Source organism: Pectobacterium nicotianae (genome assembly GCF_023272715.1).
Classification (GTDB): domain Bacteria; phylum Pseudomonadota; class Gammaproteobacteria; order Enterobacterales; family Enterobacteriaceae; genus Pectobacterium; species Pectobacterium brasiliense.
Genome location: NZ_CP096821.1, coordinates 3,917,877 through 3,939,010, shown reverse-complemented (window position 1 = coordinate 3,939,010; position 21,134 = coordinate 3,917,877). Strand labels below are relative to the sequence as shown.

18 protein-coding genes and 1 riboswitch are annotated in these 21,134 nt (G+C 54.3%); of the genes, 7 read left to right on the top strand and 11 right to left on the bottom strand.

What is annotated here, in order from left to right; genetic code table 11:
* Positions 1 to 423: 423 nt before the first annotated feature.
* Both cysK and cysZ read right to left on the bottom strand, forming a co-directional pair.
* A complete protein-coding gene (gene cysK, locus MYB54_RS17550) occupies positions 424 to 1,392 on the bottom strand; it encodes a cysteine synthase A (RefSeq protein WP_010284383.1) in 969 nt (322 codons plus the stop codon).
* Between the two features lie 162 nt (positions 1,393 to 1,554).
* Complete coding sequence (gene cysZ / locus MYB54_RS17545) at positions 1,555 to 2,385, bottom strand: sulfate transporter CysZ (RefSeq protein ID WP_014914285.1); 831 nt, start codon at positions 2,383 to 2,385, stop codon at positions 1,555 to 1,557.
* Positions 2,386 to 2,588: 203 nt separating this feature from the next.
* Between cysZ and zipA the strand changes: the two genes are divergently transcribed.
* Positions 2,589 to 3,647 carry a cell division protein ZipA gene (gene zipA, locus MYB54_RS17540; protein WP_187290685.1) on the top strand — a complete coding sequence of 353 codons (1,059 nt, stop codon included), beginning with the start codon at positions 2,589 to 2,591 and terminating at the stop codon, positions 3,645 to 3,647.
* 112 nt (positions 3,648 to 3,759) lie between these two features.
* Positions 3,760 to 5,013, top strand: coding sequence for an L-methionine/branched-chain amino acid transporter (yjeH, locus tag MYB54_RS17535; RefSeq protein WP_014914287.1), 1,254 nt, complete (start codon positions 3,760 to 3,762; stop codon positions 5,011 to 5,013).
* A gap of 108 nt (positions 5,014 to 5,121) precedes the next feature.
* Here the strand turns inward: yjeH and ubiK are convergent, their stop codons facing one another.
* The gene (gene ubiK, locus MYB54_RS17530) at positions 5,122 to 5,403 is read right to left on the bottom strand and encodes a ubiquinone biosynthesis accessory factor UbiK (protein ID WP_010284391.1); all 282 of its coding nucleotides are present in this window, start codon (positions 5,401 to 5,403) and stop codon (positions 5,122 to 5,124) included.
* 201 nt (positions 5,404 to 5,604) lie between these two features.
* Positions 5,605 to 5,781, top strand: a riboswitch (FMN riboswitch).
* Between the two features lie 127 nt (positions 5,782 to 5,908).
* On the opposite strand from ubiK, the gene ribB reads away from it, so the two are divergent.
* Positions 5,909 to 6,562, top strand: a complete 654-nt coding sequence (gene ribB / locus MYB54_RS17525) for a 3,4-dihydroxy-2-butanone-4-phosphate synthase (RefSeq protein ID WP_010284392.1) — start codon at positions 5,909 to 5,911, stop codon at positions 6,560 to 6,562.
* Between the two features lie 89 nt (positions 6,563 to 6,651).
* Here ribB and tehB read toward each other — a convergent pair whose 3' ends face one another.
* The 3 genes from tehB to norV form a co-directional block, all read right to left on the bottom strand.
* The gene (gene tehB, locus MYB54_RS17520; RefSeq protein WP_014914289.1) at positions 6,652 to 7,512 is read right to left on the bottom strand and encodes an SAM-dependent methyltransferase TehB; all 861 of its coding nucleotides are present in this window, start codon (positions 7,510 to 7,512) and stop codon (positions 6,652 to 6,654) included.
* Between the two features lie 118 nt (positions 7,513 to 7,630).
* Positions 7,631 to 8,767: an NADH:flavorubredoxin reductase NorW gene (gene norW, locus MYB54_RS17515; protein WP_248721984.1), complete on the bottom strand. Its 1,137-nt coding sequence runs from the start codon at positions 8,765 to 8,767 to the stop codon at positions 7,631 to 7,633.
* A gap of 10 nt (positions 8,768 to 8,777) precedes the next feature.
* On the bottom strand, positions 8,778 to 10,307 hold the full coding sequence (norV, locus tag MYB54_RS17510; protein WP_248721129.1) for an anaerobic nitric oxide reductase flavorubredoxin: 1,530 nt from the start codon (positions 10,305 to 10,307) through the stop codon (positions 8,778 to 8,780).
* 165 nt (positions 10,308 to 10,472) lie between these two features.
* On the opposite strand from norV, the gene norR reads away from it, so the two are divergent.
* Complete coding sequence (gene norR / locus MYB54_RS17505) at positions 10,473 to 12,011, top strand: nitric oxide reductase transcriptional regulator NorR (RefSeq protein ID WP_248721128.1); 1,539 nt, start codon at positions 10,473 to 10,475, stop codon at positions 12,009 to 12,011.
* Positions 12,012 to 12,221: 210 nt separating this feature from the next.
* On the opposite strand, the gene fumA is transcribed toward norR, so the two are convergent.
* The gene (gene fumA / locus MYB54_RS17500; RefSeq protein ID WP_039272718.1) at positions 12,222 to 13,865 is read right to left on the bottom strand and encodes a class I fumarate hydratase FumA; all 1,644 of its coding nucleotides are present in this window, start codon (positions 13,863 to 13,865) and stop codon (positions 12,222 to 12,224) included.
* 493 nt (positions 13,866 to 14,358) lie between these two features.
* Entirely contained in the window at positions 14,359 to 15,237 is an 879-nt protein-coding gene (locus MYB54_RS17495) for a LysR family transcriptional regulator (RefSeq protein WP_039272720.1), read from the bottom strand.
* Positions 15,238 to 15,377: 140 nt separating this feature from the next.
* Here MYB54_RS17495 and MYB54_RS17490 point away from each other — a divergent pair, with 140 nt between their 5' ends.
* Positions 15,378 to 15,848 carry a multidrug/biocide efflux PACE transporter gene (locus MYB54_RS17490; RefSeq protein ID WP_248721127.1) on the top strand — a complete coding sequence of 157 codons (471 nt, stop codon included), beginning with the start codon at positions 15,378 to 15,380 and terminating at the stop codon, positions 15,846 to 15,848.
* 9 nt (positions 15,849 to 15,857) lie between these two features.
* Here MYB54_RS17490 and MYB54_RS17485 read toward each other — a convergent pair whose 3' ends face one another.
* Both MYB54_RS17485 and MYB54_RS17480 read right to left on the bottom strand, forming a co-directional pair.
* Entirely contained in the window at positions 15,858 to 16,520 is a 663-nt protein-coding gene (locus MYB54_RS17485) for a DNA-3-methyladenine glycosylase family protein (protein ID WP_039461960.1), read from the bottom strand.
* 180 nt (positions 16,521 to 16,700) lie between these two features.
* Positions 16,701 to 17,480: an L-threonylcarbamoyladenylate synthase gene (locus tag MYB54_RS17480; RefSeq protein WP_014914299.1), complete on the bottom strand. Its 780-nt coding sequence runs from the start codon at positions 17,478 to 17,480 to the stop codon at positions 16,701 to 16,703.
* 240 nt (positions 17,481 to 17,720) lie between these two features.
* Here MYB54_RS17480 and ada point away from each other — a divergent pair, with 240 nt between their 5' ends.
* Together ada and alkB are read left to right on the top strand one after the other, a co-directional pair.
* Positions 17,721 to 18,836: a bifunctional DNA-binding transcriptional regulator/O6-methylguanine-DNA methyltransferase Ada gene (gene ada, locus MYB54_RS17475; RefSeq protein ID WP_248721126.1), complete on the top strand. Its 1,116-nt coding sequence runs from the start codon at positions 17,721 to 17,723 to the stop codon at positions 18,834 to 18,836.
* Positions 18,833 to 19,489: a DNA oxidative demethylase AlkB gene (gene alkB, locus MYB54_RS17470; protein WP_248721125.1), complete on the top strand. Its 657-nt coding sequence runs from the start codon at positions 18,833 to 18,835 to the stop codon at positions 19,487 to 19,489. The genes ada and alkB overlap by 4 nt, the downstream gene beginning before the upstream one ends.
* 83 nt (positions 19,490 to 19,572) lie before the next feature.
* Here the strand turns inward: alkB and MYB54_RS17465 are convergent, their stop codons facing one another.
* Entirely contained in the window at positions 19,573 to 21,102 is a 1,530-nt protein-coding gene (locus tag MYB54_RS17465) for an FAD-dependent oxidoreductase (RefSeq protein WP_248721124.1), read from the bottom strand.
* Positions 21,103 to 21,134 lie beyond the last annotated feature (32 nt).

Below are 21,134 nucleotides of genomic sequence, written 5' to 3'. Positions count from 1 at the left end.
CCCAACTTATGGATTAGATTAATGTTGTGGAACTAAAGTCTAGTTGATTCACTGAACTTTAGCCTGTTTGGTTAGCTCCTGATTTATGTTACAGGGGCGGGCCACGATGCGACAAGAAAACCGTCAAACGTATTTCCTGAATAAAATACCATCAAACACCGCAGCTTCCGCTACCCATTATCTTAACCTCAGTCGCAAAACGGCGATGTGGGCTATCGTGCGCAGGGGAAAAGCATGTGACGGGGCGTGGTATTTGTCGGATATTAATTTCACGCATCAAAATAATTGTTCGGTTAAATACTAAACCTGATGTAGAAAAGCAATCCACATGTGGTGGAAAGTTTGAACTGTGCCACAAAAAAGCACCTAAATAGGTGCTTTTTTAACACATTGGTCACTTGTTGTTCGAGTGTGACCGGGAGGTTATTGTTGCAGTTCCTGCTCGGTGAACAGGTCGGCAAAGAGTGCTGTGCTGAGGTAGCGTTCGCCGGAAGAAGGCAGAATAACGACGATAGTTTTATCTTCAAATTCTTTTTCTTTGAGCAAGTTCAGCGCTGCGGCAACGGCGGCACCGGAAGAAATACCCGCCAGAATGCCTTCTTCTTCCATCAAACGGCGCGCGGTGCTGATCGCTTCTTCGTTCGTCACTTTCTCTACGCGGTCAATCAGTTTCAGATCCAGGTTACCCGGAATGAAACCCGCGCCGATGCCCTGAATCTTGTGCGGGCCTGGCTTCAACTCTTCGCCTGCCAGCGCCTGAGTGATGACGGGTGAATCGGTAGGTTCAACCGCCACGCTGGTGATGGCTTTGCCTTTGGTGTTCTTGATGTAGCGGCTGACACCGGTCAGCGTACCGCCAGTACCGACGCCAGAGATAAAGACATCAACCTGACCATCGGTATCTTCCCAGATTTCTGGGCCGGTGGTTTTCTCGTGAATTTCCGGGTTAGCAGGGTTGCTGAACTGCTGTAGCAGCAGATAACGCTGCGGATCGCTGGCAACAATCTCTTCTGCCTTGGCGATGGCACCTTTCATGCCTTTCGCGCCTTCTGTCAGCACCAGGTTAGCACCCAGCGCTTTCAGCAGCTTACGACGCTCGATGCTCATGGTTTCCGGCATGGTGAGCGTGAGTTTGTAACCGCGAGCTGCGGCGACATAGGCCAGGGCAATCCCTGTGTTTCCGCTGGTCGGTTCAACCAACTCAACACCTGGTTTGAGAACGCCGCGTTTTTCTGCATCCCAAATCAGGTTGGAGCCGATACGGCATTTTACGCTGAAGCTGGGGTTGCGGGATTCCACTTTAGCCAGAATGCGTCCGTTGCCGATACGGTTCAGGCGAACCAGCGGCGTATGGCCGATTGTGAAAGAATTGTCTTCGTAGATCTTGCTCATAGCCTGTCCTTATAACTGTATGAAATTTTTGCGAACGTAGAGAGAATACTCGTTCACACTTTTCAGTGAAGTAAAGAATTGCTATATCGTTATGTTCTTAAGAAATATCTTTTCATTACAATAGAAAGCACTGGCCGTTATCAGCCAGTGCTTGCTGTCTTTTTATGGCGCTTTTTTCGGCAGGGTTGCTGATAGAGAGCGATAGCGATCCACCCACAGCTGCGTTGCGCCGCATACTGCAACGGGCATGATGACCAGATTCAAAAAAGGCACCAGCGTAAACAGGCTGACCAGAGCGCCAAACTGCATATTGGCGACTTTATGGCGACGTAATGCCTGACGCATCGTGGCAAAGCCCACTTTGTGGTTATCAAAAGGATAATCGCAGTATTGAATCGCCAGCATCCACGCACTGAACAGGAACCACAGTACCGGCGCGACAGTTTGTCCAATGCCGGGAATGAAATAGAGCAGCAGTAGCACAATCGCGCGTGGCAGGTAATACGCCAGTTTTTGGATTTCGCGCTTCATGATGCGTGGGACATCTTTGGCGATGCCGAGTATGCCGCTGTCCGGCAGCGTCTGGCCGGTGAGTTTTGCTTCCAACTGCTCCGCCAATAAGCCGTTAAACGGTGCGGCGATAAAATTGGCGATCGTGCTAAATAGGTAGCTGAATACCAGCAAAATGGAGAGCACGGCAAGTGGCCAAATGAGGTAGCTGAGCCATTGCAGCCAGCTCGGAATATGGCTCATGATCTGCGGAATCCAGTCGTTCAACTGGGTGAAAAGCCACCAGAAAGCCCCGCCCATCAGTATGATGTTCATCAGTAAGGGCAGAATAACGAAACGCCGGATGCCCGGCAGTGAGATCAGGCGCCATCCGGCAAGAAAATAGTGTATGCCGCTACGAATCTGGCCAGTGGTATTGCTGTAAGGCGATTTTTCGGAGGATGATGATTTTTCTGGAAACATGGTGCCGATAGACTCAGTCATTTGTTTGTTGAGGCATCATATCGGGATGATCTTATGCTGACTAGCCCGCATTTGGATGAAAAAACAGCAAAAAAGTGCGTTGTATCTATCTTTATTGTCATAAAGTACCGTGCAGGCTTGCACTTGTGTACTCAGGCAAATAGAGTTAGTAGTATAGGTATTTGCCGTGGTGGCAATGTTTTGTTGGAACAATTGGGATAGCAATGATGCAGGACTTGCGTCTGATATTAATCGTTGTTGGCGCGATCGCTATAATAGCGCTTTTACTGCACGGCTTGTGGACTAGCCGTAAAGAACGCTCGTCCCTTTTTCGTGACCGCCCAGCTAAACGTGTAAAGAAAGCGCGTGATGAAACGCCGCTTGACGATCTGGATGAAGGCGTTGGCGAAGTTCGCGTGAAGGGTGCCCGCCCGCAGCAGAGTGAGCCTTCATTTGGCAGCGCTTCACTTGATAACTCATCATTTGATAACGCGTCATTTGATAATCCTCCATTTAATAACCCTTCACTTAATAACAACAGTGCACGTGAAGACGTTCGTTCAGAGGCGAAATCGCCGTTCGAGCATTTGTCTCCCGTGTCTTCTTACGATCCTCTGCTGGATGAAGCTACGCCGGTAGATTCTCCACGTGCGCAGGTACGTGGCGATACTCACCCGCAGGTTGTCGCACCTAGAGAAACCCCGATTTCTGAACCGAGCGGTAACGCTCCGCGTGAGTCGTTTGCGTATGATGCACCAGCATCGGCTCCACAGCAGCCTGTTGCACATTCTCTGCATGAAAAAGTTCAGCCCGCGCCTGCACAGCCTCAGCAACCTGTTGAGCCAGTTGAACCCGCAGCGGCAAAAGAAGCGGTTCTGGTGTTGCACGTTGTGGCGCATCAGGGCGGTGTCATTGGCGGCGAACTGCTGCTGCAAAGCCTGCTTCAGGCCGGTTTCCAGTTTGGTGAAATGAACATTTTCCATCGCCATGTGAATCCTGCTGGCGCAGGGCCGGTGTTGTTCAGTCTGGCCAATATGGTTAAGCCCGGTTCGTTTAATGTCGATGCCATGTCCGAGTTCTCGACGCCCGGCGTGTCCATTTTCATGATGGTGCCGTCTTATGGCGATGCCAGCCAAAACTTTAAACTGATGTTACAGTCTGCACAGCGCATTGCTGACGATGTTGGCGGTGTGGTGCAGGATGATGAACGTCGTATGATGACGCCGCAGAAGGTTGAATCCTACAAAGCCCGCATTCGCGATGTGCTGAAAGCCAACGCGTGAAAGCATAACGTGTGTGAATGCAGTGGGTGAGAAAGAAGCCTCCGTTAAGGGAGGCTTTTTTTATTCTTCGATCGTGGCGTGGTGTAGAAAGGCAAGAAAAGGGTGAAATGCTGTGAGTGAAGCAAAAGGATTAAAACAAGAGCTTGGGCTGATTCAGGGCGTGGGGTTGCTGTCTACTTCTCTGCTGGGGACTGGGGTGTTTGCGGTTCCCGCGCTGGTCGCACAACTGGCACAGCAAGACAGCCTATGGGCGTGGCCGATCTTGATCCTGCTTGTTTTTCCTATCGCCATTGGCTTTGCCGCGCTGGGGCAACGTTTTCCTAATGCGGGCGGGGCCGCGCACTTTGTTAACCTCGCTTTTGGGCCGCGTATGGCACGGGTGACCGGCTGGCTATTCCTGTCCGTTATTCCGCTGGGGCTGCCTGCTGCCTTGCAGATTGCCGCCGGATTCTGGCAGGCGGCATTTGGCTGGAGCGATCTGGGGCTGCTCTGCGTACAGCTGCTGACGCTAGGCGGTATCTGGCTGCTTGGCTTGCGCAGTGCGGGATCCAGCGCCAACATTCAGATCGTCATTGCGATGCTGGTGGTGGGGTTGGTTGCCGCAATCTGGTGGCAGGGTGATATCACGCCCGCGCATATTCCCTGGCCGTCGGTGAGTGAGCTGTCATGGTCTAACACCTTCGGCGCGCTGGCTGTGATGTTCTGGTGCTTCGTTGGCCTTGAGGCTTTTGCCCATATGGCGACGGAATTTCGGGCACCGGAACGTGATTTTCCACGGGCTTTACTGATCGGCATGCTGGTCGCGGGGGCGGTTTATTGGGGATGTACGGTGGCCGTGCTGCATTTTAAGGCTTACGGTGAAGGGATTGCCGCAACCGCCTCACTGCCGGGTATTGTCGTGCAGCTGTTTGGCGAACACGCGCTGTGGATTGCCTGCTTTGTCGGGTATCTGGCTTGCTTTGCCAGCGTGAATATCTACACGCAGGGATTTGCCCGTTTAGTCTGGTCGCAGGCATCGAAAGGAAGCGCATTAGCGAAGCTGTCTCCAGGGCAGGCACCGGTGAATGCGCTGTCAGTTGTAGTGGCCTGCTGCCTGGTGTGTTGCCTGTTGATTTACTGGCTCAGGCTGCCGCTGGATATGCTGATTGTGTATGCGAACGGCATCTTTGTGTTGATTTATCTGCTGTGTATGCTGGCCGGATGGCGTTTGCTGAAAGGGCGGGCGCGCGTGATGGCTGCAATCGGGGGCCTGCTCTGCTGTGCGCTGTTGCTGATGATCGGCTGGAAATCGCTGTATGCGTTAATCATGCTGGCTGTGCTGTGGCTGTTCCTGCCGCGTAAGCAGGTCGAACTGATTTCCCACTGAGTCGTTTATTCTGAATTCCGTGACGTGAAATCTGGGTTTCGGGTAGGCGGGATAGGGAATTGAGCAACGCCCTGATGAGGGCGCTGCATCGCGATGATGACGGGGGGATTAGTCGTTTTCCGGCGCTGCGGCAGGCTTTTCTTCCGCAGACAGTTTCGCTTCCAGCTCGGTCATACGCTGTTCCAGACGGGCAATCTTCTCGCGCGTGCGGAGCAGAACCTGCGTCTGAATATCGAACTCTTCACGGTTCACCAAATCCAATCGGGTCAGCTGTGCCTGCAAGACCTGACGAATCTTTTTCTCCACATCATCACCCAATTCCCGGATACCTTTTGGCATAGATTCATGCACTTGACGGGCGATTTGCTCAATCTTCTTTGGGTCAATCATGTCGCTTTCCTGATTAGGTTATGTAAGTTATTACTATAGCAAGTGTAATGGGTATAAATGAAATCTGACATCTGCTTTGCACATATTCAGCATGGTTTTACTGTAATTCAGAATAGTTTTACTGTAATCCAGCATACGTTTTGCCCTATTTCCTGTGGCGGATCAATTGCCCTATCGAGGTATTAGCGTTATAGTAAACCCGCTTATTCTCAGGGCGGGGTGTAATTCCCCACCGGCGGTAAACCAGTACACATACTGGAAGCCCGCGAGCGCTCTCGCTGTTTTCTCCGATTTAATTATCGATTTTGCAGCGTGGGGTCAGCAGATCCGGTGTAATTCCGGGGCCGACGGTTAAAGTCCGGATGGGAGAGAGTAACGGTATCTGTCGGGCTATATGCCCGCTCGCGTTATTTTTGTTAACTATTACTATGCAACCAGTAGTAGTGGTTACTCCTCAAGCTCGCCCTGATTCTGGTAATCCATAATAACATTGAGGTTTTTTACCATGAATCAGACATTACTTTCTGAATTTGGCAATCCTACCGAACGCGTAGAACGCGCACTTGATGCATTGCGTCATGGCCGCGGCGTGCTGGTGTTGGATGATGAAGATCGTGAAAACGAAGGTGACATGATCTTTTCCGCTGAAAATATGACCGTTGAACAAATGGCGCTGACGATTCGTCACGGCAGTGGCATTGTGTGCCTGTGCCTGACTGAAGAGCGTCGCCAGCAGCTGGAATTGCCGATGATGGTGGAGAAGAACTCCAGCCATTACCAAACGGCATTCACCGTGACGATCGAAGCCGCCGAAGGCGTGACGACGGGCGTTTCTGCTGCCGACCGCCTGACCACCATTCGTGCCGCGATTGCTGATAACGCCAAGCCGAGCGATCTGAATCGCCCTGGTCACGTATTTCCGCTGCGCGCCCAACCGGGTGGCGTGTTAACGCGCGGTGGTCACACTGAAGCGACGGTTGACCTGATGACGCTGGCGGGCCTGAAGCCGTCTGGTGTTCTGTGTGAACTGACGAACGATGATGGTTCAATGGCGCACGCGCCGGAAGTGATCACGTTTGCCAAACAGCACGATATGCCGGTGCTGACGATTGAAGATCTGGTGGCTTACCGTATTGCGGCAGAGCGCAAAGCCAGCTGATTCACGCAGCGCATAGAGAAATAAGAAGGGCCGAGTAATCGGCCCTTTTGTATTTTATGGCGTTAGGTTTTTTAACGGCTAACCGGTGCTTACGGCTTTCTTGCCAGCAGCGTGGCGAAGCGCAGCTTGATGCGGTTACCCTGCGCATCGGTCTTGTGTAGCTCGCCCATATCCTCGTTGTATTTGAGGATCTCCCAATCGGCGTAATAGTTCTTCAGCTCGTTTTCTTTAAAGGTGAACGAGAAAGGCATCGGGCACGGACAATCTTCCGTCGACATCGCGGCGATAATCAGGTTATAGCCACCGTTAACGGTGCTGTCCTGCATATTGCTGATGATGTGCGGAATACGATCGCGTTCCAAAAACATCAGCACGACGGTCGACAGGATAAAATCGTACTGCTCTTTGATTTCCGCCAGGTTGATGTTGTAAACGCCCGCCCGGATGTTTTCCAGCGCTTCGCTCTTGATGATGTTATTCAGCGAATCAATGCTTTGCTCGTGCTTATCACAGGCCGTGACGTCAAACCCGCGCAGGTTCAGGTACAGTGAGTTACGCCCACCGCCGCAGCCTAAATCCAGCGTTTTGCCCGGTTTGATGTGCTGCACGGCGTTGATCACTTCGGAATGGGTACGCGTCAGACCGTATTTCTTATGGTAAAAATCTTCCGCGGAGCAGAAAAAGCTGAGCTGACATTCGAGATCGTCAGAAAACGAGACGATGCGGTGCCACGCCTGTGGCTCAACAAACGGCGGCTGGTTCTGCTCGGAGAAGTGGAACGTCTCCAGCGTCTCGCCGTCTTCGGTCAGCATGGAGAAGGTCATTTCCCCTTTCAACACGGTCAGTTTTGCCCAGGTGCCTTCCTGCGTGTTGTGCTTTTCCTGAAACGCGGCAGGCAGCGTCTGGCTGTTCCACTGCGGCATCTTCTTATAACAAATGAGATCTTGCATTGTTACCTCGGTCTGTAAATTCTAAAAGCGATAGCCGTATTCTATTAATCCGCACGCAGGCTGACCAGAAAATATGTATTTTAAATGCATTATTTATTTTGCTGTCTCAGGCCGTAGTTTAACTCACCGTGGAAAGCTGTCGCAGCAGTGGAAATGCTTCTTTCATCCGCTCACCACCGACCACAAAGGCGCGTAGCACCTGCTGACTATCCAGCGCTTTCGCCACCATCCCCTGTTCGTTCCATTCCTGCTGCCAGTGCAAATCACCGCTGGTGGTATCGCCTGCCATCTGTAAGGGAAATAGCGGCGTCTTGATTTTAACCAGCATCGGCGGCAGCGTTAGCATCTCGTTGGCCCCCAGCAGGTTTTTCGCCAGCGTAATCGCGCTGAGCTGAATCGGCTGAAGGAAGGGCAGGAGTTTACCGCCAATCTCTGCGCAGTCGCCCAACGCATAAATCAGTGGATCGGTGGTCTGTAACTGCGCATTGGTCTGGATACCTTTCTGCACCGTTAACCCCGCTGCTTTTGCCAGTTGCGTGTTGGCCTGCAAGCCGATAGCGGAGAGGATTTCGTCTACTTCGATAGATCGACCATCGGTAAATGTGGCCTGTACGCCGGTTTCGGTTTTCTCCAACTGTTGCAGGGTCGTGTTCAGCAACAGCGAAACGCTCTGCTGCGTTAGCGTGAACTGTAGGCGCGCGCTGACTTCAGGCGGCATCAACGCGGGTAGAATGCTACTGGCGCAGTCAACCAGCGTGACTTGTTTTCCGGCACGACCCAAATCCATCGTCAGTTCGGTACCAATGAGTCCGGCACCGAGCACCAGTACGCGTTCGGCCTGCCAGAGCCGACTTTCGTGGGTACGATATTCCTGCTGACTATTGAGCGTCAGCATATGTTCGCGCCCCGGAATCGGCGGCACCATCGCGCTGGCACCGGTCGCGAACACCAGCTTGTGGTAATCATAGCGGTCCGCGCCACAGACGACCTGTTGCGCATGGCGGTCAATGGCGGTGACGCGCGTATTGGCCAGCAGCGCAATGCGGTTTTCTTCGGCAAACGCGGTTGCCGACATCTTGGTCAGATCGTCGGCGTGCTGTTGCAGGCTCATCACATGGCTCAGATCCGGCTTGTTGTACTCATCGCCGCTGTCGGCAGTAATCAGGCGGATAGGGCAGTGTGCATCCAGCTTGCGTAGCTGCCGGATGAGCTGGCGGGCGGCAAAGCCCGCGCCAATAATCACGATATCTTTCATCATCCTCTCCTTAGCGAATCGGATTGAAAACGTCTTTGCCCAACCCACATTCCGGGCAGAGGAAGCTGTCTGGTACGTCCGACCACATGGTGCCAGGGGTGACATCCTGCATCGGCTCACCGAGCGCCGGATCGTAGATCCACTGGCAGACGCTGCACTGCATACAGCCGTTTTCTGACTGTGCCGCTGGCTGTGCGGTTGCCTGTGGCGCAGCGACTTCATTGCATCCGCAGGCGCTCTCGGCTGGGGCGCTCACATTCTGCGGGGCGATGGTGGTTTGCGGTGCCGCAGCGGTCTGTTTTACGGGCGAGATGACGCGACGGGCAGGCGTATTATCCAGAGGATGCAGTGCCCACTGACGCGCGATTTCACGGCCGTGTTCGCGACAAATTTCCAGCGCGGAACCGTCAGGACGCCATTTGGTTTTCAGCGCCAGCGTGGTTTCGAAACCAGCGTCCATCAGACGGGTTTGAACGCGGTCTACCGCGCCGCCGTTCCAGCCGTAGCTGCCGAACGCCGAGGCTTTCTTGTTTTGGAAACGCAGACCGGTGATCTCTTCCAGCATGGCGGCGACCTTCGGCATCATCACGTTATTCATGGTGGATGAGCCGACTAACACGCCTTTCGAGCGGAAGACCTGTGTCAGGATCTCGTTCTTGTCGTGACGGGCGACGTTATAAATTTTTACCGCTACGCCGGGATCGACATCGTTGATACCTTGCGCAATTGCGTCGGCCATCATGCGGGTGTTATTGGACATGGTGTCGTAAAACAGCGTGATGCGATCTTCCTGATAGCTGTCTGCCCACTTCAGATACAGGTGAATGATCTGGGCAGGATCGTCGCGCCATACCACGCCGTGCGAGGTTGCAACCATCGACAGCGGCAGGTTAAAGCCCAGCACTTCGTGGATCTTGGCGGTCACCAGGCGGCTGAATGGCGTCAGAATATTGGCGAAATAGCGTTGGCACTGCTCGAACAGTTCAGTCTGATCCACTTCATCATTGAACAGGTGCTCATCGCAGTAGTGCTGGCCGAACGCATCGTTACTGAACAGCACGGCGTCCTCGGTCATGTAGGTCATCATACTGTCCGGCCAGTGCAGCATCGGCGTTTCGATAAAGATCAGCTGCTTACCATTGCCGATATCCAGTGTGTCGCCGGTTTTGACCGTGTGGAAATTCCACTCAGGGTGATGATGGTGACCGGTAATGGAATCGATCGCATTGTGGGTGCAGTAAATCGGCGTGTTGGGAATACGCGCCATCAGCTCAGTCAGCGCCCCAGCGTGATCCTCCTCGGCGTGGTTGATCACGATGTAGTCAATCGTGTTCAGATCCACTTCCGCCATCAGGTTTTGCACAAACTCACGGCTGAATTTGTGATCGACGGTATCGATCAGCACAGTTTTTTCTTCACGGATCAGGTAGCTGTTGTAGCTGCTGCCTTGCAGCGTCTTGTATTCGGTGCCGTGAAAATCACGGACTTCCCAGTCGCGTTGTCCAACCCAGTGGATATTGTTCTTTACGTGAATCGTCATGTTCTGAAACCTCAATAGTCGTATACGGGAATATGCTGTAGAGATTGCAGGAAGCGTGCCAGTTTTTAACTTATTGATTCATAACGTTTTAATAAATACTGATTGTCAAAATGACATACTTTATCTATTGTCTTAATGACACAGGTTCTGTCATTAGGACACACCATGACGCTCTCTATTAACGCCCTTGCCCGTATCGCTATCGAACTGCAAATGGGGCTATCGAATCAGGATCGTTTCCAGCGCTTAATCAACAGCCTGCGCCAGCTGCTGCGCTGTGATGCCTCGGCGCTGTTGCGTTACGAGAATCAGCTGTTCCGCCCGTTGGCGATCGACGGTCTGGCACCGGATGTACTGGGGCGACGCTTTCGCCTGTCCGATCATCCCCGTCTGGAGGCGATTGCCCGCGCGGGTGACGTGGTGCGCTTTCCGGCGGATAGCCAGCTTCCCGATCCCTATGACGGGCTGATCCCTAGTCAGGAAGATCTTAAGGTGCACGCCTGCGTCGGCCTGCCGCTGTTTGCCAATCAAAACCTGATTGGGGCACTGACCGTGGACGGTATGGATCCCTGTCAGTTCGACCATTTTAGCGATGAAGAACTGCGGCTGGTGGGGGCGATGGCGGCAGCAGCGCTAAGTAACGCGCTGCTGATGGAGCGTCTTGAGCGGCAGTTGCCCGCGCCGGTCCGTGCTGAAAGTCCGGCGGCGGAAAGCGTCGAAGAAATGGTTGGACTGTCGGAACCGATGCAGCGCTTGAAGAAAGAAGTCGATATTGTCGCGGGCTCCGATCTGAACGTGCTGATCATGGGGGAAACCGGCGTTGGTAAAGAGCTGGTGGCGCGTGCAATCCATCGTGGTTCCAGCCGCGCAAGTCATCCTCTGGTGTACCTGAACTGCGCCGCACTGCCGGAGTCGGTCGCGGAGAGTGAGCTGTTTGGTCATGTGAAGGGGGCGTTTACCGGTGCGATCCACCATCGAACCGGCAAGTTTGAAATGGCGGATAACGGCACGCTGTTTCTGGATGAGATTGGCGAACTGTCGCTGACGCTACAGGCGAAGCTGCTGCGGGTATTGCAGTATGGCGATCTCCAGCGCGTGGGGGATGACAGCAGCCTGAAAGTGAACGTGCGCGTGCTGGCGGCGACTAACCGCGATCTGCGGCAGGCGGTGCTGGATGGCGCTTTCCGTGCCGATTTGTTCCACCGTCTGAGCGTGTTCCCGCTGTCTGTACCCCCGCTGCGTGAGCGCAGTCAGGATGTGGCGTTGTTGGCGGGATTCTTCTGCGAGCGCAGCCGCGTGCAACTGGGGCTGGCACGGCTGGCGCTGACGGCAGACGCGGGTGCGCTACTGGAACAATACGACTGGCCGGGGAATGTGCGCGAGCTGGAACACGCTATTTATCGTGCCACCGTGTTGGCGAGAGCAGGGCAGGAATCGGGCGAAGTACTGTTAGGCCCTGAGCATTTCAATCTTGAACTTCCCTCCGAGCCTGTTCATACCGCCGCAGGCGCGTCGGGCGCTATCGACACCGCACCCGCGTATTTCATCAACGGCGGCCTGCGGGAGGCAACGGACGATTATCAGCGTCGGATCATCCAACAAACGCTGGCACGCCATGAGGGCAACTGGTCATCCTGCTCCAGAGAACTGGAAATGGACAGCGGCAACCTGCACCGTCTGGCGAAGCGGTTGGGCATCAAATAAAAAACGCCCCGAAAATTGGGGCGCTGTAGACCGTAGACAAACCTATTTACCGAACGAAAACGGGAGTAACGGAATAGAAGAGTAAAGCGTTTGCGCCATGGATGGCGCAAGCCGAGCGCACATGGACGTGTTTACAGCGACTTTACGATCTATCCGTTACTCCCGCTCGGCTGACGTTAGCTGCTAACCTCTAATCACGGTTGGAGTGAGTTAACCGCATTTCACGCACTTGGCGCTCTGAATCACCTGGAAGAAATCGTTGCCTTTATCATCGACCAGAATAAAAGCTGGGAAATCTTCGACTTCGATTTTCCAGATGGCTTCCATTCCCAGCTCCGGGTATTCCACGCAGGTTAGGCTCTTGATGCTGTTCTGCGCCAGAATCGCTGCCGGGCCGCCGATGCTGCCGAGGTAGAAGCCGCCGTGTTTATGGCACGCGTCGGTTACCTGCTGGCTGCGGTTGCCTTTTGCCAGCATGATCATGCTGCCGCCGTTGGCCTGCAATAAATCGACGTAGGAATCCATACGACCAGCGGTCGTTGGGCCTAACGAGCCGGACGGGTAGCCTTCTGGCGTTTTTGCCGGGCCTGCGTAGTAAATCGGGTGATCTTTGATGTACTGCGGCAAGCCTTCGCCGTTATCCAGACGTTCTTTCAGCTTGGCGTGAGCAATGTCACGTCCCACGATGATGGTACCGGTCAGGGAAAGACGGGTGGATACCGGATACTGCGACAGCGTTTTCAGGATCTCGGCCATCGGACGGTTCAGATCGATTTTAACCGCATCGCCTTCGCCCGTTTCACGCAGATGTTCAGGAATGTATTTGCCCGGATTCTGCTCTAACTGCTCCAGCCAGACGCCCTTACGGTTGATCTTGCCTTTGATGTTACGGTCAGCGGAACAGGACACGCCCATACCGACTGGGCAAGATGCGCCGTGGCGCGGCAGACGGATAATCCGCACGTCGTGCGCAAAATATTTACCGCCGAACTGCGCGCCCAGACCCAGATCGCGCGCGGCTTCCAGAATTTCCTGTTCCAGCGCAACATCGCGGAATGCCTGACCGTGCTCGTTGCCTTCGGTCGGCAGTTCGTCGTAGTACTTGGTCGACGCCAGCTTAACGGTTTTCAGCGTGGTTTCTGCCGAGGTACCGCCAATCACAAACGCGATGTGGTACGGCGGACAGGCCGCGGTGCCCAGCGAGCGCATTTTCTCGATCAGGAAGCTTTTCAGTTTACCCGGCGTCAGCAGCGCTTTGGTTTCCTGATACAGATAAGTCTTGTTGGCAGAACCGCCGCCTTTGGTGACGAACAGGAATTTATAGTCTTCGCCTTCGGTACTGTAGAGGTCAATCTGTGCGGGCAGGTTGGTGCCGGTGTTAACCTCTTTGTACATATCCAGCGCGGCGTTCTGCGAGTAGCGCAGGTTGTCTTCAACGAATGTGTTGTACACGCCCTGAGACAGCGCTTCGGCATCATTACCGCCAGTCCAGACGTTCTGGCCTTTTTTACCGACGATGATCGCCGTACCGGTATCCTGACAGGTCGGCAGAATACCCTTGGCGGAAATTTCGGAGTTGCGTAGGAATTGCAGGGCAACGTATTTATCGTTTTCGCTGGCTTCCGGATCGCTAAGAATATCGGCAACTTGTTGCTGGTGAGCGGGGCGGAGCATGAAAGAGGCATCGTGGAAGGCTTGCTGGGCCAGAAGGGTCAACGCAGCTGGCTCGATCTTCAGGATATCCTGACCTTCAAACTGTGCGACAGAGACAAAGTCGCTGCTCAGCAGGCGATATTCGGTGTCATCTTTACTGAGTGGAAACGGATCTTGATAATAGAAGGGTTTATTCGACATTTTTTTCTCACTTGCAATTGCATCAATTAGTAAATTTTCACCTTATAGGATTCAGAATCTTATTATTAAGGCGTATTACCGCAGCACTACAGGGATGTCTCGAATACAAAAGTAGTAATCACCATAATAGTATGGTTTTTTGTCGGGAAGTACCACTTTGGTACATCACAATAATAATGATGTGCGTGTTATTTTTTTCCCTGTAGCAGACGCATGGAACGGTTGCGCGGCATAGGTTTCCTGTGTGCGGACGCCACGGGAAACGGCACGCGATTTAACGTGAAAATATTCCTCTTTTAATTGGCTTAATTAAGTAAAGTAAACGGTGAGATTAAAAATAATAACCACTTCATCTTTAATGTTATTCGTTGGCGATATAAAGAAACCGTTATTGGCTTTTTATCGCGTCATGAAAAAAACAGACCGATCACAAAAGCCACGGTGCGGTGGCCGATGTGATGACAGATGTAATGTTGCCAATCCAGTGACGGAGTTATGGCGGCGTAGTTTCTTGTTGGGCAAGGAGATTATCGATCATCCACAGGCCTGCTGGGCCAGGTGGATGGGGCTTGGACCAGACAACGTCCACGTCAATCCACTGCGGCCAGCCTGCCACAGGCAGCTCCACCAGTTTCTGTTGGTCGTATTGCGCCACCAGCCAGCGTGGCAGAATGCTCCAGCCGTGCCCCTGCTGTGCCATTTCCAGTAGCATCAGGTAGGACGGCGCAGACCAGACGATCCCTTCCGGTTGCAGCCGATCGCTGCGTTTATAGGTATTGAGATAGAGCTGGCGGACGGTCGCTAGCTGGCTGCGCGTCACGGTTTTTTCCGTTGTCAGCGGATGCGCTGCCGACACGAAGATGGCCATGTCGGTCTTAATCTGCAAACGCGCGGCGGCAATATCGGGCGGGTAATCTGTCTGGGCGCGCACTAGCCCGACATGCGCACGGTTCATTTGCAGCAGATCGATCACGTCATCACCTTCCGCAATCAGGCATTCAAACTCAATATCAGGAAAATGCTGGGCGAAACGTTGAAGCACGAGTTCGTAGTGAGGCGCTTGCCAGATATCGGACAGCACAAACGTCAGACGGGGTTCAATATGGTCGGCCAGACGGATCGCCAGCCCATCCAGCTCTTCGCTGGCGGATAAGATCGCCTGTACGTGGGAAAGCACTTTTCTGCCCGCCAGCGTGAGCACCGGCTGGTGACCGGATCGATCAAATAACGTCAGCCCCAGATCGGCTTCCAGATTGGCGATGGCCGCGCTGATGGTGGACTGACTTTTATGCAAGCGCCGTGCGGCGGCGGAAAACGAGCCCGCATCAACGGTAGTAACAAAAGCCAGCAGGGATTCCGGTGAATATCGCATCGTACCTCTATCGTTTTTATCGATGGAATCTAACTGTACTCTACCACCTTATGCGATGAAAATAAGGCCGTAATACGATGCCATCCATGGTCATGGCGAAAATTGACCAGCAACGTGCAATAAATAAAAGTGAATGTGTTATGCAGAACAAAACCAGCAAAACCTTACGTGAACGTGTATACCATGCGGTGGGCTTTGAACTGATCGCGTTGTCGATCTGTGCGCCAGCGGGCGCCTGGCTGCTGAATAAGCCGCTCTTCGATATGGGGGCACTGGCCATCATGCTGTCCAGCGTCGCGATGATCTGGAACATGATCTACAACTCGATATTCGATCGCCTGTGGCCTGCGGACCGTGTTAAGCGTCGGCTGCCGATTCGTATCGCTCACGCCCTGGGGTTTGAAGGCGGCTTTATCCTGATTGGTTTGCCGCTGGCGGCGTGGATGCTGAACGTCACGCTGTGGCAGGCGCTGATGGTAGAGATCGGCTTCTTCCTGTTCTTCCTGCCGTACACCGTGGTGTATAACTGGGCCTACGATACGCTGCGGGAGCGTATTATGAATCGCCGTCGTCATGTTCAGCAGGTATCGACCAGTTCTCGCCTGCGGTAATGCTGCGCGTTACCGGTGTGTCAGCTTAAAGCTCTGATACGCCGGTAGTTCAAGCGCTCGCCATAAATACCAGGATGCCACCGTGCGATAAGGCTGACAGTGCAGGCTCAGTGCCTGCAAATCGCGCGGTTTCGGCATGTCCTGCAAATCATAAACGTAGCGTAACCCCTGCCGAATACCGAGATCGTCGAGCGGCATGATGTCGGTGCGTTCCAGCGAATAAATCAAAAACATTTCGACCGTCCAGCGTCCGATCCCCTTGAGCGACGTCAACTGCTGAATAAGCGTGTCGTCATCCCTCTCTGCGGCCTGTTCGAGACTGGGCACGAGGCCGCTCAGCGCACCCTGTGCGATGCCGTGCAGCGTATCCGCTTTGCGGGCGGAAAAACCGCACTGCCGTAGCGTGTCGGTGGAGCAGGCCAGTATCTGTTCCGGGGTGGGAAAGACATCGCCATGTACCCGCAGGAGTTTTGCGACCATCGCATCTCCGGCACGCGTCGTTAGCTGCTGATAGGCAACGGCACGCATCAGCGCCTCATAGGGTTCCCGATGTGGCGCGGTCTGATGGCGACAGTCGCCAATCTGTTCGATCAGGCTGGCCCAGCGCGCATTGATGGCGCTGAGATGGGTTTTGGCCTGCTGCGTGAAATCCAACGGCGGATGGGATGGCATAAACGGCTTCCGTGATGAGAATGCAAAGGGCAGAAAACGAGCATAGGAGATTGCCGCATGGCGCGCCATGTGGAAAGGGCTATTCGGATGAAAAAGCAAGACGTGGCGAGGGGGATTACACACTGTCGTAGGATCTGTCAGGACGGATATTTCAGCGGCAGGTTATGCCGCTGTTACGCGTTAATAATACTCGCCGTGCCGATAGTCCCAGGTGGTGAAGGTATCAGACAGTAGCGACATCACCTTGTCCACATCCAGCCCCTTGCGTATCAGCGCTGGGCACGGATATACGCTCCGTCTTCCTTTCTGTTCCGGTATCAACTGACCGTCTGTATCCACCATCGACACCATCACGCCTTGCTCATAGCGTGTGTCATGGGACTTATTCGGCTGGATAGATTTCACGTAATCGTCGGCTTCGATAATCAGATCGGCAAAGGCACTGATCCGTTCACCGATACCTTCTACCTCGCCTCGGTTTCCTTTGCCTGATGGATTGGCTGAACTGGCAAAGGTTAATTTGCCGTACTTTTCCCACAGCTCCTGCGTGAGGATTTCGCTCGGTGTACCGAACTTAATCACGAAACAGCTGGTTTTGCGATCGTCCATCATCAGCGCTTTCGAGCCGTCTTTGGGGATACGCACTAATGCGCTGTCGTGCCAGGGAAGGATGCAGCCCAGCAGTACGTCGGCATCCCAATGGCGTTGATATAACTGCTCGATTTCTGGGTTTAGCTGCGCCAGCGCTTTTAACTGCGCGATGGATCCACACAGTACGACGCCCGGCTTGCTTCGGTTGCGCTGTTTGGCATCAAATTTTCGTTCCAGCCCAGCCTTATCTGAAGCCATGATGATGTAACCCACTTTGGTGGGCGAAACGATGATTCCCCCGCCGCGTGACATAATCTGCACCGCATCGTCATGCAACCCGCCATTCCAGTGAACTTTACTGCCGCTCATATCGCCCCCTGATTGCAGAGAAAAAAACTGAGTCTCACCGTGTACCATTTATTTGCATCACAGGTTTGTTCAAAAAGTAACCGATGGTGTCGGTGGAAATATCAACATCGGGGCGATCCGAATGAAAAAGCAAGAGTGGGACGTGTGCACAAGGTCGCTTCGGTTTAGCGTTAGCGCATGGCATGACTTTCAGTAATAGTAAGATTGGCAGTAATGCCGAGATTGGAGTGAGGTGTACAAATGCGTAACGATACGATGCTGAGTGATACGCCGTTTCAGGATGCCGACTCGCGCTGGCAGGCGGTGGTGACGCGCAATCAAGCGGCTGATGGCTGCTTTATCTATGCGGTGAAAACCACGGGGATTTACTGTACGCCCTCCTGTGCATCACGCCAGCCGCGGCGTGAAAATGTGGTGTTTTTCGCGACGGCCGACGAGGCGCAGGCAGCGGGTTTCCGCCCGTGTAAACGCTGCCGTCAGGGAACACTTTCGCGGCAGGAGCAGCAAGCGCAGCAGATTGCCCGCGCGTGCCGGATGATTGAGCTGTCGGAGCATCAGCTGACGCTGGCAGTGCTGGCTCAGGCCGTGGGGATAAGCGCATTCCATTTTCATCGCGTGTTCAAAGCCATAACTGGTCTGACGCCCAAACAGTATGCCAGCGCCCATCGCCATCGGCAGCTGCGTGAACAGTTGGCTGATAGCGGCACGGTGACCGCTGCGATTGCCGCAGCGGGCTATGATGCCAGCGGGCGCTTTTATGCCGAAGCGGGCGCACATTTGGGGATGACGCCGACGGCGTTTCAGAATCGGGGGAAAGGGATGACGATCCGCTTTGCCGTTGGTCGCTGTTCACTCGGCGAGGTGCTGGTGGCGGAAAGCGAGAAAGGGATCTGCGCGATCCTGCTGGGGGACGATCCTGACTCTCTGCTCAACTCGCTTCAGGAGATGTTTGCTAACGCACAGCTGATCGGCGGCGATGCGGCGTTTGAACAACGCATGGCGCAGGTTGTCGGGTTTGTTGACGATCCTGCAATTGGGCTGACGCTGCCGCTGGATATTCGCGGTACGGCATTCCAGCAGCGAGTCTGGCAGGCGCTACGGGCGATTCCGGCTGGAGAAACGCTGAGCTATCGTGACGTCGCTGAGCGCATTGGATCGCCGGCCGCCGTGCGCGCTGTCGCGGGGGCCTGTGCGGCGAACCGACTGGCGGTCGCGATTCCCTGTCATCGCGTGGTTCGGCATGACGGCGCACTATCTGGCTATCGCTGGGGCGTTGTGCGTAAACGCGCCCTGTTGGAGAAAGAATTAGTGGAGAAAGAATTGGCTACGGATCCACAAGGGGAATCGTCATCGTGAATTTTGATTTATTTGCCGATGAAGCACCGCGTCGCTGGACGGAAACGCTGGCTCCAGGCGCACTCGTCCTGCGTGGTCGCGCCTATGACGATGCTCCGGCGTTGCTTGCGGCACTGAAAGCCGTCACCGCGCGTGCGCCGCTGCGGAATATGGTGACGCCGGGCGGCTTTGTGATGTCGGTGGCGATGAGCAACTGCGGGCCGCTCGGTTGGGTGACGGATGAACGTGGCTATCGCTATACCGCACAGGATCCGCTGAGCGGAGAGGCGTGGCCCGCCATGCCAGAAGTTTTTTCCCGGCTGGCGAAGCAGGCGGCGAGCGAAGCGGGTTTTGCTGATTTTGAACCGGATGCCTGTCTGATCAACTGCTATGACGTCGGCACGCGCATGTCTCTGCATCAGGATAAAAACGAACGGGATTTTCATCAGCCAATCGTGTCCGTCTCGCTGGGGCTCAGCGCGACGTTCCTGTTTGGCGGCATGGCGCGTAGTGATAAAGCGCAGCGTGTTGCGCTGACGCATGGCGATGTGGTGGTCTGGGGCGGTAAGTCGCGGCTCTATTTTCACGGCATTCTGCCGTTGAAAAGCGGCAGCGTGCCGGAAGGGATGCCCGATGAATGCCGTTTTAACCTGACGTTTCGTAAAGCTGGATAGGGGAACCACAGGGATGCTTCCCCGGTGGTCGCCCCGTATCTCTCAATGCTCAAACGATCGGCATCAGGTTTAAGTGCTGGCGCTTATTTCTTGCTGAACTTCATATAATCGAGGGCGCTTTCTGCCGCGATACGGCCGGAGTTGAGCGCAAAGCCAAACGTGCCGCCGCCTAACAGCAGGTCATAGGTGTCACCGTACATGCCGGCAGCATCATTACCCGTGACGTACAGGCCCGGAATAACCTCGCCGGATTTATCGATTGCCTGCATTTTCTCGTCAATCTTCACGCCGCCCAGTGTGCCCAGCGCGGCAGGCTGCATTCTCACTGCATAGAATGGACCGGTTTTGACCGGACGTAGGTAATCCATGTTTTTGTTAAACACGTCGTCCCGCTTTTGCGTCGCAAACTTGTTGTTTTCTTCCAGCGTATGCTTCAGCACGCCCGCATCAACGCCCATCTCTTTCGCCAGCCCGTCGATGGTGGCGGATTTGAAGACGAAGCCGCGATTTTTCTGACTTTCCTTCGTAAATTCGCTATCAAATTTCGTCAACTTGGTATTGGCGATCACCCATTCACCAATCGGCACATCGATACCGTCTTCGACGTAATGCTTACGGGAGGTTTCATCGAAAATGGAGTACATGATGCCGCCTGCTTTTGACAACGCGTTGCCGGAGTGTGGCCAGATGATGACGTTGGATTCATCGGTAAAGCGGCGGCCGTGTTGGTCAACCCACAGATAGGGCTGACGCGCGGCGGCCAGCAGGTGAGAGTTCGGGGCGTAGTCTGGCAGGCCGGGACGATAGGCTTGCAGCAGGCCCAGACCGTCCGGTTTGGCACCCGCTTTCCAGGCCATATTAATTCCGTCGCCGTCTTTACCGACGTTGCCGACCATGATGGTGTCAGGGAAGGCGGCGTATTTTTGCAGCATCTCTTTATTGTTGGCATAGCCGCCGGTCGCGATGATGACGGCCTTGGTGTCTATCTGGACGGTGTTGCCGTCGCTATCTTGTGCGATAACGCCCGTCACCTTGCCATCTTTCACGACCAGATCTTTGCCCGCCGTTTTCACCAGCGTGGTGACATCCATGCCTTTAAACTGCTCGTGGAATGTCTTGATCAGGTGGCGTCCGTGGCCGGGGCCGTCGATCACATGCCAGGTCAGCATGCCACCAGGGCCGCCGGGGCCGATGTATTCAAACTTGATGCCTTTCGATTTCACCCATTCAATCGTGTCCGCCGAGCGGTTGACGAAAGCGCGCACCACGAAGGGGTTAGCCATCCAGTGGCTGTAATCCATGATGGTCTTAAAGGCCATATCGGGCGTGACGACGATCCCCTGACGTTTCTGCAGGCTGCTGTTGGCGGCGAAGATACCTTCGGCAAAGTTACCCGTGCCGCCGACAATCGGTTGTTTTTCCAGTAAGACGATTTTCGCCCCTTTCTCTGCGGCGGCCATCGTTGCCGACGTGCCCGCCGCACCCGCGCCGATAATAACGATATCCGCGCTTTTTGGGATTTCCGGTTTCACCGCGTCTGCCGCCTGCGCGGTAGACCAGCTCATCATCGAGAGACAGAACGTCGCGAGTACACTTTTTCTGAAGCGTTTCATGATGTTTTCCTTAATGTCATTCGTATTCTTAC